A 12978-nucleotide genomic window follows, 5' to 3' on the forward strand; every position below is an offset into this window, starting at 1 on the left:
CAGTCCTAGGGAGTACTCATGACGGGCATGGGCGCCGGCGTCGTTGATACTGCGCCTGGACGAGCCTGGCTGTCCTCCAGGCCACCCAACGCCTCCACCAACGCTTCCACCAGCTCACCGAGCTCTTCGCTCATCAGGATGAAGGTGGCTTCGAACAGGCTTTCGCGGTCGTCGCCGGCCTGGCTGGCCTCGTCCTGCAGCACGCCCAGCCACTGGATGCGCTTCAGCTGTAGCGTGTCGGTCAGCTGGAAGCGGATCTTCTCGTTCCAGATCAAGCCCAGCTTGGTGGCCTGCTTGCCGGTGGCGATGTGCTGGCGGATCTCGTCGCTGGTCAGGTTGATGCGGCTGACGCGGACCTCGGCGCCGTTTTCGCTTCCATCCTTCAGCACCGCATCCTCATCCAGCTCGAACGCGCCCGGCGCTTCGCCGGCAGCCAGCCAGTCGGTCATCGCGGTGCGCGGCACGATCTGGGTGCGCGGCAGCGCGGCGGGGAAGGGCGGCAGCGCCTCGCGCAGCTTGGAGACCAGCGCCTCGGCGCGCGGCGCGCTGCCGGTATCCGCGATCAGCCAGCCGCCAGCCATGAGCGCCGGTACGCGGGACGGCTTCGCGAAGGCGCGCGGCAGCAAGTCGTCGGTCACTTGGTCCTTCAGCGCCAGCCTCTCCTTGCGGCCGACCTTGCGCAGCTCCTTGGCTTCGATCTCGGCGACCAAGGCGTCGACGGCCTTGCGGATCACCGCAGGTGGCAGCACCTTGTCCTCGCGCAGCAGGCTCACCAGCATGTGCCCGCGCGTTGCGAATACCGGCTCTTCCAAGTGGATGGCCGGCGCTACCCAGCCTTCGCTGAACCAATCCAGTCCCATGCAGGGTTGAAACGGGCGCTTGGCCAGGGCCTCGCTCAGGCGGATGGCGTCAGGCGCATCGGTGAGCCGGAACAGGGTTGCGTTGTTGAACCAGGTCATGCAGCCTCCTGTATCTTGCGAATCCAGGCGGCGGCGGGGCCATCGTCAGTGTCGTAGATTCCGGACAGGTACCAGCCTTCACCGTCGGGGCTGAGGGGCAACCAGCCGCAGACACTGCCGGTTTCTTCCAGGGCCTCGAATAGTTCGTCGCTATTTTCGGCCCAGTCCATCTCGATGACGGAAATTTCGTAGCCGTAACCTTCCAGCCACTCCCTCAGCTGGAAGGACTCATCCTCTTGCCAGCACAGGACCGGATGGAGCCACCAGCCGTTTTCATCGCGTTGCGGTGTCCGCGGGGCGAAAACTTTGGCGACGATGTCGTCAGACAGCCGCGGGAACGGCGCGCGGCAGGCGTCGGCATAGGCCAGAGCTGCGGGAACGGCATAGGGGTCGAACGTCAGGTCAAGCACAAAATACTCGGCGCCAGCGCGGTCGCCGCTGGACTGGTCGCGACCATCGTTGCGGCGCACGGTGAATTTCGGGTACAGGCCGGTAGTACGTTGATCCATGGGGTTCTCCAGGGTGTTGAGGCGAATCAATCAATGGAAACGGTTTGAATACCCAGCCGCTTCAACGTCAGCGGCTCTTTCAGCGCCTTGGCCTCGGCCAGCTTCGCGTCGAAGTCCTGCAGGCTGATGCTGTTACCGGCGTCGTCATAGATCCGCCAGCGGTGACGCAGGCCCAGGCCTTTCATCAGCGCTGAGAAATGGCGCTGAGCGCCCAGCAGCGCCGCGGTGAAGAGATGGGCGCCGGAGTAGTTGCTGCCGGGGGGGGGCTTCCCAGTCGACGCGGGCTCGGCCCATCGGCAGATCGTGTTCGCCGTCGGTGATGTGGAGATTCAGCTCACCGTGATATTTCTCCAGCTGCTGCTTGGGCTGTTTGCTCATGCGGCCTCCTTCAGCCCATGAACCAGCAAAGAAGTGTTCGCGGCCTCGGCTGCAATGCCGGCCGCGGCCGCCGAGAGCTTGCGCATGTGCTCGGCGGTCTTGAGCAGGGCGGAAACATCCAGTTCACCGGCCAGCAGCGCGCGGATGACCTGGGCGTTCTCGGCTGTGATCTTGGACAGGTCGATGCCGTGGACGTGGACCACGTTCATTAGGGTCTGGACCGGCTTGGGGATGTTGCGCTCGTTTTCGTACCGGCTGCCGCCGGATTGGGTGACGCCGAGGACGCCCCAGAACTGCTGCTGGTTGAGGCCGGTGCTGCGGCGGATGTCACGGGGGTTTTGCATGGTGGCTCCAGAATTGATGAAGCCCGCGCGAGGCGGGCTTGCTTGATCATGGCGGCGCGTATCCACATGCGCCGGCGATGGGCTGTTACTGGCATTGTTAGAAGGGAATCCCGTCGTCGTCTAAGTCATCCATGGGCGGCGGCGATTGCTGCTCACGACGACGCGGCGCGGCCGGCGGTTCCTGGCGCGACGAGGGCTGTCCGCCTTCCTCCTGCCGGCCGCCTTGCAGGCTCAGTTCGTTGACGCGGACGTCGGGAGACAGGCGCTTGTTGCCGTCCTTGTCCTGCCACTCGCGCAGCAACAGCTGGCCGTACACGGTCACTTGCTGGCCCTTGGCCAGATAGTTCTTCAGCGACTCGCCACGCTTGCCCCAAATCTGGCAGCTGAACCAGTTGGTGGACTTGCGGTCGCCGTAGCCGATGTCGCTGGCCACGCGGAAGGTGAGGATCGGCTCTCCACTCTGCGTGTAGCGCAGTTCGGCGTCGGCGGCCAGGCGGCCGTCAAAGGTGATGCTGTTCATGGCGTCCTCAATATTGGATGGCGACGTGGCGCACTTGTTTTTTGACGATGGCGCAGACCACTGCCTTGGCTTGGTCTTCGGTCAGCCCGGTGGCCATCAGGTCGTCCAGCGCCTCGCGGTTCACCTTGGCCCGGTGGGCGGTATCGGCTGCGCGACGGCGTTCTTCTGTTGCTTTGGCCTCGGCTTCCCGCTCCAGTCGGCGGCGCTCGGCCGCTGCAGCTTCCTCTGCGGCACGGATGCGGTTGGCTTCAGCCTGGATTGCGGCCTGCTTGGCGCGTTCTTCAGCTTCCAGGCGGTCCTGCTCGGCCTTCGCCTCGGCCTGGCGGATGCGCTCCTCGGCCTCGGCCTTCTCGCTGGCGGCGCGGGCCTCGGCGTCTTTGGCGCGCTGTTCTGCCGCCTGGCGCTCTTGTTCCGCGCGCTCGGCGGTGAGCTTGGCTTCCAGTTCGCGTCGCATGGCTTCTTGGCGTTCGGCTTCGGCCTTCTCCTCAACTTCGCGTCGCGCTTTCTCTTCGGCCTGCCGACCAATCTCGGCCTCACGCTCTTGCTGGGCGCGTAGATCAGCTTGGCGCTTCTCCTCGGCCAGGCGGTCATGCTCGCGGTTCATCAGCAGGCCGATTTCGTGATCGGCTTCGATCTGGCGGGCGAGGGCAGCAGCCTCTTCGGCAGCCTTCTCCGCGGCTATGCGTTCAGCCTCAATGCGTGCTTGCTCCGCCTCCCAGTCGGTCAGAGGTTTGCGAACCGAGTCGCGGAGGGCGTCGCATTGCGTGACGAAGTCGCGCAGCTCATCCTCGATCTTCTTTGGCAGCTCCTTGACCAGCTTCAGGTAGTCGCGGCCCGGCTTCTCGACAGCCGTCTTGCTCTGGCTGACCTTGTAGGCGAGCGAGGCAATGCGGTCGCGGCCCTTCTTGGTGGTCAGATCCGGTACTTCGTTGACCATGGCCTTGATGTACTCAAAATACACATTGAGGCCTTTGCCGGTGTAAATGGTAGGCGCTTGGCTGGCGTCGATCTCCAGCGAGACGGCGGGGAGGGCGGCGGTTGTCATGCGGCTTGCTCCTTGGTTTCCAGTGCCGACTTCAGTTGATCGTATTCAGCCTTCAGCCGGGCCTTGTTCACTTCGTCGCAGCGCTTCCATGCGCCGGCGAAGATGCCCTGCAGCGAGCCCAGGTTGTCGCAGCCGCGCATCGCCTCGATGGCCATGTCGACCTCTTCGGCCATCATCTGCGCCGGGTCTTTGCCGCTCTCCAGCCATTCCAGCAGCAGCTGGCCTGTTTCGGCACTCAGGCGGACAGGGTCTGCGAAGAGGCGCGTCCGGTCCTTGCTGGCCAGCGCGATATTGCCGTCGTGCGAGATGTCCAGGACGACAGTGAATTCGTACTCCAGCCCGTCGCGCTGCTCAGACTTCATGCCCAGCTTTGCGACCTTCTTTTTGCCGTTTTCCTCGACCTGGGTTGTTTCGGTCTTGCTTCGCATCGTGGCGATGACGTGCATGGGCGAGCGAAGGATGGCGTCGATGAAGGCGCGATGGCGCGGGGTGGTCTCGTTCCAGGCCGACCAGGTGTTGCCCTTGAATTTGGCCTTGGCCAGCGCGTCGTTCATTTCCAAGCAGCCGCCAACGCCGCTCCATTCGTGGGTGATGCTGTCGAGGATTACCGTGCTGTAACCGGCAGCCTCTGCGGCCTTCATCGCTTCAAGGAAGCGCTCAGGCGTATAAGGCGGGTCCAGTTCCAAGACATCGAAGTCCACGATGTCAGAGTAAAGCGATGCGCTCCCGCGCTCGGTGTCGATGACGGCGATCTTGCCGCCCAGGCCCTTGGCAACCACGAGCGCGCCGTAGGTTTTGCCTGCTCCGCTGGGGCCAGTCAGTGCCAGCCGTAGCTTGGCCTTTTTGCGCTGTGCCTGATGGAATTGCATGATTGTCTCCGGTCTTAAAACGGAAGCGCCAGCTTGTGGGCTGGCGCTGCGGTGTTGCGTTGGTCGAGGTGGTTGGCGGCTTGGCGCTGCTGGGCGGTGAGGTGCTTCCATCCGTCGCCCTGGTTGATCTGCGGCCACATGGCGCGGACGAAGCGCCAGGCTTGCTTCCATTCGGTTCGTTTCATGGTCATCCCCATACGCTGCGAGTGCCAAAGAAGCCTTCACGATCATCGTTGCTGCTGGACTGAATGGGCTTCTGCTCAGCTTCAATCTTGCGCGCCGCCTCAATCGGCACGACGTTCGGCGCCGGCGGCTGGCTTGTGCCGAGGCGGTCGATGGAGGCTTCGAGAGAACTGCGGAGCCGGCCACCTAGGGCGTCTGCCTCAGCGTCGCTCAGCTCGCGGATGGTGAAAGCAAGGCCTGGGTGCTTTTCCCACGGGATGGCGATCTCGCCGATAAGCGCCTGGCCCTTCACCTTGATGGCGAAAGACGGCCGCGGCTTGATCTGATCGAAGTAGCTGTTCACCCGGGCAACAAACTCGGCCAGCAGGTTGGCGGCGCTGATCAGCTCAGACGCGCCTGAGAGGTTTGCGATCATCCTTGTTGCTCCTATTCGTTAAAGGCGCGTTGAGCTGAAAGAGGATGTCCTCGATCACATGGCGCTCGCGCTGTTTTTTGGCGGCGCGCCTGGCGTGCGGCGGGGTGTCTTTCAACGATCCGCCTTGCTGGATCTGGCGCGACTTCAAGGTGTTGTGCATCCGATCGAGAGGGATGGTGCGGATCACGCGGCATCCCTCGTCACTGCCTGGGCGTAGCTCGCACGAGCCGACTCCAGCAATCGAACTGTTTGGCGCCGTGCCGGCCCGTCCGGCATCGCGTTGACAAGCGACAGCACCTGCGCGGCCATCGCCATGGTGGCCTCGCAACTGTCTGCGTCGGACCAGTCGCTCTGCGCCGGCGGACAGTCGAGTGGCTGAGTTGCGGCAAGGCGTTCGCCGTAAATGTGGCGGGCGATGGCACCTTGAATAGGGAGGAACTGACGTGCGGTCATTGGAGTTGCTCCACGGCCTGAGCCAAAGTGACTGCGGCGAAGAAGAGGGAGGTGGCGACGAGCCCGCCCAGGGCGTATTTGATCCGCGCCTTCATAGCCGCGACATTCCAGTGGGGAGGTAATCGGGCAGCATGGCGCCGGCGCGATCCAGCGCCTCGCCCTTGCTGCGGGCCAGCACGATCAGGTTGTCGATGCGGCGGCGGGTGCGTGGATACTGGAAGTGGACGCGAAACCCGGACATCGCATGCACTGCATAGCAGCCGGAGTTGGCGGCCTGCAGTTTGCGACAGTCGACGTTGATCTGCGCGGCGGCCGGCGTCGCGGTAGCGTTGGCGATCATGCTGCTTCCTTTCGCTGAAGGGTGGCGCGCGGCTTGTAGTTGGCAGCGTTGATTCGCTCCTGGCTGGCGGCGCGGATGATGGCGGAGTGTCTGTCTGATGCCTGCACACCCTCGATGCGGAGGGTGGCACCCTTGGTCTTGGCGCGCGGCACGAATTCGACGGTGAAGGTGTGCATGGCGAACTCCAAAAAGAAACCCGGCGCGAGGGCCGGGTAAATTAAGGAAAACTGAGGAGAAACCTGCGAATCGCAGGGGTGGGGCGACTGGCATGATCCATCATCCAGCCGGGGAGGGCGTGGCCCTCGGCCCCACCGCTGAAATCAGCGGTCCTACCGGCATCAGACTACCTGTGAAGGCTGCCGGCGCTGCTGCAAGGGTCTACGGTGTTCTGTGACCCACCCATCTGCGCAGTCGGTTGGGGTGCGCAACCGGAAGGTGTCCCGCCGAAGCGGCCCCGGCACAGTACGGGGGTCTACACTGCATTGCTGAACGTCTTGTGGCTCCTGCCCGGGTGGCGCCCGGTAAGCGCGGCCAGCGCTACACTTGCTCGCACAAGGCGTTCAGCAATGCAGCCGGCTGTCGCCGGCGGCGGCTTAGGCGGCCTTCAGCTGCTTCGGGCGGCAGGATGTCACCTTGTCGCTGCCGTCTTCCTGCACTTTGATGAAGTCGCCCTTGGCGCCCTTGGTGATGTCGATGATCTTGCCTTTACCTTCGCGGCCGTGGATGGTGGTGAAGCTGACCGCCTGGCCCTTCGTGAAACCCTGTTCGCTCATGCGATGTCCTTTCAGTTGTCTCGGCCGCCGAAGCGGCCCGTCTCTCAGGTTGGCGATGGCTACTGCGCGCCCTTCGCGCAGGCCATCTGAGGTGGTGGCGATGCTACTGCCGTAGTGGATCTGACTTCCTTGCCGCGCGAGGAAAGTCGCTCTCGCGGGCGCCAACCAATCAGAATCCAAAGCCAGAGCAAAAATATATCCATGCTTCTCCTGGCGTTGACCTACACGGCTGGGAACTGAGGAGGCCCGCTCTTGGCGCTGTCCAGCCAAAGGACCCAGGCGTGTGGGTGCCCGTTTAACGACCGGGCCAGTCGCATAAGCCGTTTTACTCAGGCCGCTCTCGCCTGTTTACCGCTCACACTGGATGAGGCTGGCAGACACCTACTTTCCAGCTTGGGCCTCGCGGTTGCCGCCGCTTGCGCATGTCCAGTGCGCGATCCCATCCAGTGTGCCGCCTCTCTCAAAGCGGCCTTCTACTTCACTCCCCCGTTACTCGCCACGGTGGGGTGGGCGCTTGCGCTGTCATTGGTCCGCTCCTTGCGAACCTCTTGCGCGACATGCAGGTGCTTCTGCATGACTTGGCCATCGCTTCCTCAGGTCTGAGACCTGACAGGGGGTGCCTTGCTGCGCGCCCTGGGCTGTGCCGTATCGCTGCTGGTTGTTAGAGATCGGTGCACTGTGTTGCTGTGCTGATGGGGTAACAATAACAAACAGATATTCATCAATCAATAACAAAATGATATTTCCAATTGGTTGTGTTGCTTTAATGCAATTACATTGTGTAATTGCCCGCCACGCCGCCCAACCCATGGCTGTAAGATGCTGGCATTGGAGACGGGAGGTTGGAATGAGCGATGATGACGAAGAGACGCAGCGTGAAGAGGGGCACGGATTTGCCGACGTTTTCGAAGTGCGCAAGGAGAAGCTGTTTTCACTTGTGGCACGCCGAGGGGCAACGGCCGAGCTGGCGAGCAAGCTTGGGATCAAGCCGAATTACTTAAGTCAGGTGAAGAACGACAAGAAGAGGGTGGGGGAATTGCTGGCCAGAAAGATTGAGGCCGCTGTTGGTAAGCCGAGAGGCTGGATGGACTTCCCTGGAGGCGGGGATGCAGACGTTCCCGTAGAACCCCTTGGCGAGCTGAAGGACGTATATGGAATTCGCCGAGATAACCTTATGTCCATTTTGGCAATTCGTGGCATGGCGGCAAAGCTTGCCAGCGAGGTAGGGACATCGCCCTCTTACTTAAGCACCGTCAAGTCAGGGGAGCGGCGCTGCGGTGATGAGATCGCCAGGAAGATCGAAGTGGCTGCTGGCCTTCCGAACGCGTGGCTGGACAATAATCATGCCACGGTAGGCATGCTGCCCAAGTTGTCTGACGAGAAGCTGGCAGAGGAAATTAGGCACCGGGGTCCATTGGCGGTGCTGAGTTTCATCAAACTACTTTTGGCATGATCGATCCCGATAAAGTAATGCAGATTGGCTTGGCTTGTAGCCAAGTGTAAGATGCCAATGTCAACCATTGGGTTTGCTTCACATGTGGAAAATTTCAATGTGCATTGCTTTTTCACTTGTCCTGAGCGCCTGCGCGACGCAGCCAGTTTCTTTTGCAAAAGCAAGGCCGGTAGAGCCGAGCAAAGTCATGGATATTGGTGAAGGGAGTGCGCAGATACTGGTGAAGCGTGACGCTGGAATGGTCGGCTCAGCCTGTGATACCCGCATCTACGTGAATGGAAAGTTGCGCGCCCTCCTAGGGGCTGGCGAGGTTGTCAGATTGAGGAGCAACCCGGGATCGGTAGTGATTGGCGCTGAACCGAACGGAGCGTTTTGTGGTGGCAATCTGAAGGAGGTGGCCGGCGTGGCGGGGGCCGAGCAGGAGGCTCGCTTCCGAGTGCTGATCGACCAGTCAGCCTCTATGTCAGTTGTACAGACGGCTACAGACTGAGGCTCTGGCAGGGGTAAGTGACCGAGCCGCCCTTTGATGCGGGTAAAGGAGAGGGTTGTGAAGGTATGGGTATTCGCTTGCATCCTGGCTCTGGTGCCGACCGCAACTTACGCCGATTCGATGACACGGATTGAGGCTGCGCTGAAGGCGATCCCTAGCGCGGCGCACGGCACGGCGTGGGACGCCTTTAAGGCCTGCCGCTTCAAGATCGACAAGAGATTTTCGGAGCTGACGAACACTGGAGGCGACCCTAAAAATCAGCTGCTGCACATCATCGCCGCGGCGCCGCCACCAACACCGGATGATGCTCGCTACTACAGAGAGTTTTTGATGCGCTGGACGATTAAGAACGGCAAAGCTACTCCGATGAGTACCTGGGCGGATGCGGTGCAGAACAAGTCGGATATTGCGCCATGGCTGGGATGCTGATGTCCGGCGGCTTCGACGAAAAGTCTGTGTTCACGGAGTTGCGACAGAGGCGTCTGCCGCATCTGATGGGACAGAGATGAAGGTGTGTGTATTGGCGGCCAGCATTGGCCTGTTGGCTACCAGCCCTGCAAAGGCATATGACACACCAACGGCCATTGCAAATCTCGCGGACGACATGGCTGCATGCGCCGCTTACTACACAATTGTTTCAACGGTCTCAGAAGAATCAGGGCGGACGGACAGCAAATGGAAGGCAGCTGCAAAGGCAAGTAAGACATCTGCTCTCCATGCGATGCAGATGCTTGAAGTGCTGATGGAGGGGCAGCCGCCGGAATACGCTCGATCAAAGCTCCTGCTACACACCCAGATCGAGTCAAAAGCCTTAGCAAACGAAGGTTTTGATGGACTGCTCTTCCAGTATTCCGACATGTGCAAATCCTTGATGGAGGACCCGGACAGTCGGATGCATTATTGGCTTGAGAAGAAATAAAGACAGCCGCAAACGGTGGACGAGTGCGTGCTGCGGAGATGCCGACAGTTAAAGGGCTCAACATGGCGACCTACGTACTGGCAACGACTGGCGATAAGGTGAAGTGGTACGTGTACCAGCGCGACAAGCCCGAGGCCGGCCACACACTGGCCGAAGCCCTGGATCTGAGCGCTACCCCGCTATGGGGCAACAAGGAATCCGCCAAGTTTGCCGCACTCAAGATGGGGCTCAAGACTTGGCGGTATGTGTCCATATAGCAGGTGTCGGAGCCCAATCTCTGCCCCGCCACTTGAATGGTGATGAACCGGCCGAGGCTTGGCGCAGTTGAGTGCTCTCTTTATTTTTACCGTCAACTCCTGCACCACCTGCACTTCTTCGTTGCACCTGCGCCACCTGCACTTCTTCGTTTCACCTGCATCACCTGCACTTATTCGTTGCACCTGCACCACCTGCACTTCTTCGTTTCACCTGCACCACCTGCACTTCTTCGTTGCACCTGCACCACCTGCATGCTATGCTCAACTCGTCTGCCGTACAAACTCAACATTTGGGGAAGCTAAAATGGGTGGCCTGGATAAAATCTTTGAAACGCATCGAAAAGTCGTGGAAGAAGGCTTCGTCAGAGCGGGAGATTTAAAATACAAAAACTATGCCGTCACTACACTACGAGGTGGTGTCGGCAAGTCCACGCTTAGCTTCAATTTGGCATTTGAAATGAGTATCAGAAGGCCAATGCTTGTCGCAGATGTTTGCCCTCAGTGCAATCTGAGTGAAACTCTAATGCGTGATGAAACTCCAGAGGTGACTATTCTAAAGGGCTTGCAGCCTGTACTGCTTGGTCCTGCATTTGGTGAAAAGCCATCTGATCTTTCATATAGAGTTTCTCAATATTGTGGTGCTTTTAAAACAACAAAGCCGAGCTATGTTGTTCCTGGAGATGCTGAAATGTTTGCATTTCCTTCGACACTTTATCAGCAGCTGCAGCTGGCGCACTCGCAAAGCAATCCCAAAGCTGTGAAGTCTTTGCTGGAGAGCTTGAAAAATGTTCTAGCGGAAGAGGCAAAAGAAAAAAAAGCTGAAGGCGTTCTCATCGATACAAGCCCATTTTATGCGGGCGGAACCCATCTTGCATGGTGTGCTGCAGACGCATTGGTTATACCTGTGCGAGTAGACGAGCACTCTATTGAGTCGCTGGAGCTTACGTTGGATATGCTTCATAATAATAAGCGAGATTTTGCGGTATGGAATGAACGTGCTGGGGGATTGTCAGTGCCTAAAGTAGCTGCAATTGTCATGACAATGGTAGGTTCGAAAAGTCGAATACGTTCCACGCCTGATAGAGCATCAAAAATGTATGTCGAGCGTGCGCTTTCAATTGCAGAAAAATTTTATCATGCTTTTGATGTGTCAGATCCTGCGGATGCATTTGTTCTAACTGATGATTTCGTTTCTTCAGGTCGAATTAGTGGTGCAAAAAGCATCCCTATTTCAAAGCTTCAAATAGGTGGTTTTCATACTGTGGAAGGGAAGAGGCTTCAAGTAAATTCGTCTGTTACCCGCTACCAGAGAGAGTTGGCCTATTTAGTTAGTGTGTTGTAATTTACAATCCTTCCGCTTGAAGCGGCAAAATATACTTGCCAATTTCCCTAACCCGCTCCGGCGGGTTTTCCTTTGTCTTGACCGCGCCGGCCACCACCGGCAGACTCACCTCAAGCCCAGGCTGAGCCCACCCGTTCAGATAAAAACACCTGGCGCCCGCAACAAGCCCGCTCACGCGGGCTTTTTTGCGCCCGATTGTGATGTAATGCCATCTCTGAATGGTGCCATGGCATCTCTGCCGTAATCGACAATGCGGCATGAATGTAAGAGGTGATCGAATCAGGGCCGAGCGCATGCGCCGCGGCTGGCGCCAGGAAGATCTTGGCCGGCGGGCCGGTTGCAGTCGGTCGATAGTTGCTGACCTGGAGAATGGTCGCAATCGCGAGTCTGCCAAGCTGCCGGGCATTGCGAAGGCGCTGGGGGTCTCGCTGACATGGCTGGAGACAGGCAAGGGGCGTAAGACGCCCTTGGCGAGCACGGAGGCCCCTTACGTCTCTGCGGACTCGCTGGAAGATGTAGCTGAGCAAATGCTGAGCAAAGGGCCGGACGAAGTCTGGCGCCTGGTGCAGCGGCTACTGACCACCGCACGCTGAGAAATCGGCGGCGCGGTTTTCTGCGTCGTTGAAATGTCCTACCTTGAATAGACGGGGAGGACTCATGACGACAGCTATCGATCAGCTGCCGGAAGTCGCGGCGATATCCAATAACAGAATCAATGCAGCAATCTGCGCTGCTGCAGCGCTGCGCAGCATGCTGGTGCGTGCTCGGACGCGCGATGATCTTGACGCGGCCCTGGCTCTGGTGTGCACGGTAGCCGGCGGTGCGCCGACGCTGTTGGCGACGTTCTACGGGACCAAGGTGCCATCGCTGTACATAAATCACGGCTGGTCTGAGGATTGGTTGCTGCGGTACGTAGAGCGTGGTTACGTGAAGGTTGACCCCATTGTGAGGGCGTCCGCAGGTGAGCCGGTTGTGTGGTCGACGCGGCTCTACGCCCAGGGCCTGACCCAGGCGCAGCGGAGGTTCGTCTCTGATTGCGAGCACCACAAGCTAACGCATGGCCTGACCTACATTGCCGATAAGGGCGGCGGTGTTCGATACGTGCTGTCGATGATTGGGCGCCAGGTGGAAGACGACCGCGCGCTGCGTGATTTGCTCGAAATGCTGCTTCCCGATCTGGCCGAGGTCGCGCATAGAGTTTTTGCCTCAAACGCACGAATTGCTAAAACGAGCAAAATCCAGCAAACCGTAATCGATCTGTATTGTAAGCGAGGGTTTAAAAGAGCAGAGGTGGCATCAGCTTTAGGCAAGAGTGTCTACACAATCGATTACCACATCGGACGCCTGATGGAGACTTACGAGGCGTCAACTGTAGAGCAGCTGATGTACAAGATCGGGGCATGCGAATAATACATGGCATTTAAACCATGTATTTATAAATACGTATTTTTACTGTGTACAGATTTTCTTACTATTTCTAGTAATGACCTGACAGATGTCAGGTGGGACAATGTGGCAATAAAACAAGAAGATGTCAGTAGTGACATATGACAGACGGCTACGATTGAGCACCTGAAACGGAGTTAGGAATGCAGAGCAATTGCAATACCGCTCATGCGCCATGTGTGCATGCGGCAAACTGTCATCACCACAGAGCTGGTTTCGACGCGCGCGGCCCGGTTGTCGCCGAAGTGGCGCTCAGGCGCTACCAAGATGGCTCCTTGGAGTT

Annotated in this window: 22 protein-coding genes; 8 read left to right on the forward strand and 14 right to left on the reverse strand. The window is 59.2% G+C overall.

Annotated features, from left to right (window positions below):
- Nucleotides 1-5: 5 nt before the first annotated feature.
- The 14 genes from BKX93_RS01515 to BKX93_RS01565 all read right to left on the reverse strand — a co-directional run bounded on the left by BKX93_RS01515 (nt 6) and on the right by BKX93_RS01565 (nt 6788).
- The gene (locus BKX93_RS01515) at nt 6-959 is read right to left on the reverse strand and encodes a recombination-associated protein RdgC (RefSeq protein ID WP_070978309.1); all 954 of its coding nucleotides are present in this window, start codon (nt 957-959) and stop codon (nt 6-8) included.
- On the reverse strand, nt 956-1468 hold the full coding sequence (locus BKX93_RS23295; RefSeq protein WP_083340381.1) for a hypothetical protein: 513 nt from the start codon (nt 1466-1468) through the stop codon (nt 956-958). The genes BKX93_RS01515 and BKX93_RS23295 overlap by 4 nt, the downstream gene beginning before the upstream one ends.
- Nucleotides 1469-1494: 26 nt before the next feature.
- On the reverse strand, nt 1495-1653 hold the full coding sequence (locus BKX93_RS24995; RefSeq protein WP_186009475.1) for a hypothetical protein: 159 nt from the start codon (nt 1651-1653) through the stop codon (nt 1495-1497).
- Between the two features lie 189 nt (nt 1654-1842).
- On the reverse strand, nt 1843-2190 hold the full coding sequence (locus BKX93_RS01525) for a helix-turn-helix domain-containing protein (RefSeq protein WP_070978311.1): 348 nt from the start codon (nt 2188-2190) through the stop codon (nt 1843-1845).
- 97 nt (nt 2191-2287) lie between these two features.
- Entirely contained in the window at nt 2288-2710 is a 423-nt protein-coding gene (locus BKX93_RS01530) for a single-stranded DNA-binding protein (RefSeq protein WP_070978313.1), read from the reverse strand.
- 7 nt (nt 2711-2717) lie between these two features.
- A complete protein-coding gene (locus BKX93_RS01535; protein ID WP_070978314.1) occupies nt 2718-3755 on the reverse strand; it encodes a coiled-coil domain-containing protein in 1038 nt (345 codons plus the stop codon).
- The gene (locus BKX93_RS01540) at nt 3752-4624 is read right to left on the reverse strand and encodes an ATP-binding protein (RefSeq protein ID WP_070978315.1); all 873 of its coding nucleotides are present in this window, start codon (nt 4622-4624) and stop codon (nt 3752-3754) included. Before BKX93_RS01540 ends, BKX93_RS01535 begins: the two co-directional genes overlap by 4 nt.
- 14 nt (nt 4625-4638) lie before the next feature.
- On the reverse strand, nt 4639-4809 hold the full coding sequence (locus BKX93_RS25000) for a hypothetical protein (RefSeq protein ID WP_186009476.1): 171 nt from the start codon (nt 4807-4809) through the stop codon (nt 4639-4641).
- Nucleotides 4810-4811: 2 nt separating this feature from the next.
- A complete protein-coding gene (locus BKX93_RS01545) occupies nt 4812-5222 on the reverse strand; it encodes a hypothetical protein (RefSeq protein WP_070978316.1) in 411 nt (136 codons plus the stop codon).
- Complete coding sequence (locus BKX93_RS24340) at nt 5194-5409, reverse strand: hypothetical protein (protein WP_145929199.1); 216 nt, start codon at nt 5407-5409, stop codon at nt 5194-5196. Before BKX93_RS24340 ends, BKX93_RS01545 begins: the two co-directional genes overlap by 29 nt.
- Nucleotides 5406-5675, reverse strand: a complete 270-nt coding sequence (locus BKX93_RS01550; protein ID WP_070978317.1) for a hypothetical protein — start codon at nt 5673-5675, stop codon at nt 5406-5408. The genes BKX93_RS24340 and BKX93_RS01550 overlap by 4 nt, the downstream gene beginning before the upstream one ends.
- Nucleotides 5676-5766: 91 nt before the next feature.
- Nucleotides 5767-6015 carry a hypothetical protein gene (locus tag BKX93_RS01555; protein ID WP_070978321.1) on the reverse strand — a complete coding sequence of 83 codons (249 nt, stop codon included), beginning with the start codon at nt 6013-6015 and terminating at the stop codon, nt 5767-5769.
- Complete coding sequence (locus tag BKX93_RS01560) at nt 6012-6191, reverse strand: hypothetical protein (protein ID WP_070978323.1); 180 nt, start codon at nt 6189-6191, stop codon at nt 6012-6014. The genes BKX93_RS01555 and BKX93_RS01560 overlap by 4 nt, the downstream gene beginning before the upstream one ends.
- A 417-nt stretch (nt 6192-6608) precedes the next feature.
- Entirely contained in the window at nt 6609-6788 is a 180-nt protein-coding gene (locus BKX93_RS01565; protein ID WP_070978325.1) for a hypothetical protein, read from the reverse strand.
- Nucleotides 6789-7635: 847 nt separating this feature from the next.
- Between BKX93_RS01565 and BKX93_RS01570 the strand changes: the two genes are divergently transcribed.
- The 8 genes from BKX93_RS01570 to BKX93_RS01600 all read left to right on the forward strand — a co-directional run bounded on the left by BKX93_RS01570 (nt 7636) and on the right by BKX93_RS01600 (nt 12659).
- On the forward strand, nt 7636-8241 hold the full coding sequence (locus BKX93_RS01570; RefSeq protein WP_070978326.1) for a helix-turn-helix domain-containing protein: 606 nt from the start codon (nt 7636-7638) through the stop codon (nt 8239-8241).
- A gap of 82 nt (nt 8242-8323) precedes the next feature.
- Nucleotides 8324-8731 carry a hypothetical protein gene (locus BKX93_RS01575; RefSeq protein WP_145929200.1) on the forward strand — a complete coding sequence of 136 codons (408 nt, stop codon included), beginning with the start codon at nt 8324-8326 and terminating at the stop codon, nt 8729-8731.
- A gap of 57 nt (nt 8732-8788) precedes the next feature.
- Nucleotides 8789-9160 (forward strand): hypothetical protein, encoded by a 372-nt coding sequence (locus tag BKX93_RS01580; RefSeq protein ID WP_070978330.1) that lies wholly within the window; start codon nt 8789-8791, stop codon nt 9158-9160.
- Between the two features lie 91 nt (nt 9161-9251).
- Nucleotides 9252-9650, forward strand: a complete 399-nt coding sequence (locus BKX93_RS24345; RefSeq protein WP_145929201.1) for a hypothetical protein — start codon at nt 9252-9254, stop codon at nt 9648-9650.
- 62 nt (nt 9651-9712) lie between these two features.
- Nucleotides 9713-9907, forward strand: a complete 195-nt coding sequence (locus tag BKX93_RS01590) for a hypothetical protein (RefSeq protein ID WP_070981624.1) — start codon at nt 9713-9715, stop codon at nt 9905-9907.
- Nucleotides 9908-10211: 304 nt separating this feature from the next.
- The gene (locus tag BKX93_RS23300) at nt 10212-11249 is read left to right on the forward strand and encodes a ParA family protein (protein ID WP_083340382.1); all 1038 of its coding nucleotides are present in this window, start codon (nt 10212-10214) and stop codon (nt 11247-11249) included.
- Between the two features lie 257 nt (nt 11250-11506).
- On the forward strand, nt 11507-11842 hold the full coding sequence (locus BKX93_RS25950) for a helix-turn-helix domain-containing protein (protein ID WP_070978334.1): 336 nt from the start codon (nt 11507-11509) through the stop codon (nt 11840-11842).
- Nucleotides 11843-11906: 64 nt separating this feature from the next.
- A complete protein-coding gene (locus BKX93_RS01600; protein ID WP_070978336.1) occupies nt 11907-12659 on the forward strand; it encodes an autoinducer binding domain-containing protein in 753 nt (250 codons plus the stop codon).
- Nucleotides 12660-12978 lie beyond the last annotated feature (319 nt).

The sequence above is a fragment of the Chromobacterium vaccinii genome (genome assembly GCF_001855275.1).
Taxonomy (GTDB): Bacteria; Pseudomonadota; Gammaproteobacteria; order Burkholderiales; family Chromobacteriaceae; genus Chromobacterium; species Chromobacterium vaccinii.

Excerpts from the sequence above, each read along its gene's own strand:
- BKX93_RS01515 (WP_070978309.1), bottom strand. The coding sequence starts at position 959 with ATGACCTGGTTCAACAACGCAACCCTGTTCCGGCTCACCGATGCGCCT.
- BKX93_RS23295 (WP_083340381.1), bottom strand. The coding sequence starts at position 1,468 with ATGGATCAACGTACTACCGGCCTGTACCCGAAATTCACCGTGCGCCGC.
- BKX93_RS24995 (WP_186009475.1), bottom strand. The coding sequence starts at position 1,653 with ATGAAAGGCCTGGGCCTGCGTCACCGCTGGCGGATCTATGACGACGCC.
- BKX93_RS01525 (WP_070978311.1), bottom strand. The coding sequence starts at position 2,190 with ATGCAAAACCCCCGTGACATCCGCCGCAGCACCGGCCTCAACCAGCAG.
- BKX93_RS01530 (WP_070978313.1), bottom strand. The coding sequence starts at position 2,710 with ATGAACAGCATCACCTTTGACGGCCGCCTGGCCGCCGACGCCGAACTG.
- BKX93_RS01535 (WP_070978314.1), bottom strand. The coding sequence starts at position 3,755 with ATGACAACCGCCGCCCTCCCCGCCGTCTCGCTGGAGATCGACGCCAGC.
- BKX93_RS01540 (WP_070978315.1), bottom strand. The coding sequence starts at position 4,624 with ATGCAATTCCATCAGGCACAGCGCAAAAAGGCCAAGCTACGGCTGGCA.
- BKX93_RS25000 (WP_186009476.1), bottom strand. The coding sequence starts at position 4,809 with ATGAAACGAACCGAATGGAAGCAAGCCTGGCGCTTCGTCCGCGCCATG.
- BKX93_RS01545 (WP_070978316.1), bottom strand. The coding sequence starts at position 5,222 with ATGATCGCAAACCTCTCAGGCGCGTCTGAGCTGATCAGCGCCGCCAAC.
- BKX93_RS01550 (WP_070978317.1), bottom strand. The coding sequence starts at position 5,675 with ATGACCGCACGTCAGTTCCTCCCTATTCAAGGTGCCATCGCCCGCCAC.
- BKX93_RS01555 (WP_070978321.1), bottom strand. The coding sequence starts at position 6,015 with ATGATCGCCAACGCTACCGCGACGCCGGCCGCCGCGCAGATCAACGTC.
- BKX93_RS01560 (WP_070978323.1), bottom strand. The coding sequence starts at position 6,191 with ATGCACACCTTCACCGTCGAATTCGTGCCGCGCGCCAAGACCAAGGGT.
- BKX93_RS01565 (WP_070978325.1), bottom strand. The coding sequence starts at position 6,788 with ATGAGCGAACAGGGTTTCACGAAGGGCCAGGCGGTCAGCTTCACCACC.
- BKX93_RS01570 (WP_070978326.1), top strand. The coding sequence starts at position 7,636 with ATGAGCGATGATGACGAAGAGACGCAGCGTGAAGAGGGGCACGGATTT.
- BKX93_RS01575 (WP_145929200.1), top strand. The coding sequence starts at position 8,324 with ATGTGGAAAATTTCAATGTGCATTGCTTTTTCACTTGTCCTGAGCGCC.
- BKX93_RS01590 (WP_070981624.1), top strand. The coding sequence starts at position 9,713 with ATGGCGACCTACGTACTGGCAACGACTGGCGATAAGGTGAAGTGGTAC.
- BKX93_RS23300 (WP_083340382.1), top strand. The coding sequence starts at position 10,212 with ATGGGTGGCCTGGATAAAATCTTTGAAACGCATCGAAAAGTCGTGGAA.
- BKX93_RS25950 (WP_070978334.1), top strand. The coding sequence starts at position 11,507 with ATGAATGTAAGAGGTGATCGAATCAGGGCCGAGCGCATGCGCCGCGGC.
- BKX93_RS01600 (WP_070978336.1), top strand. The coding sequence starts at position 11,907 with ATGACGACAGCTATCGATCAGCTGCCGGAAGTCGCGGCGATATCCAAT.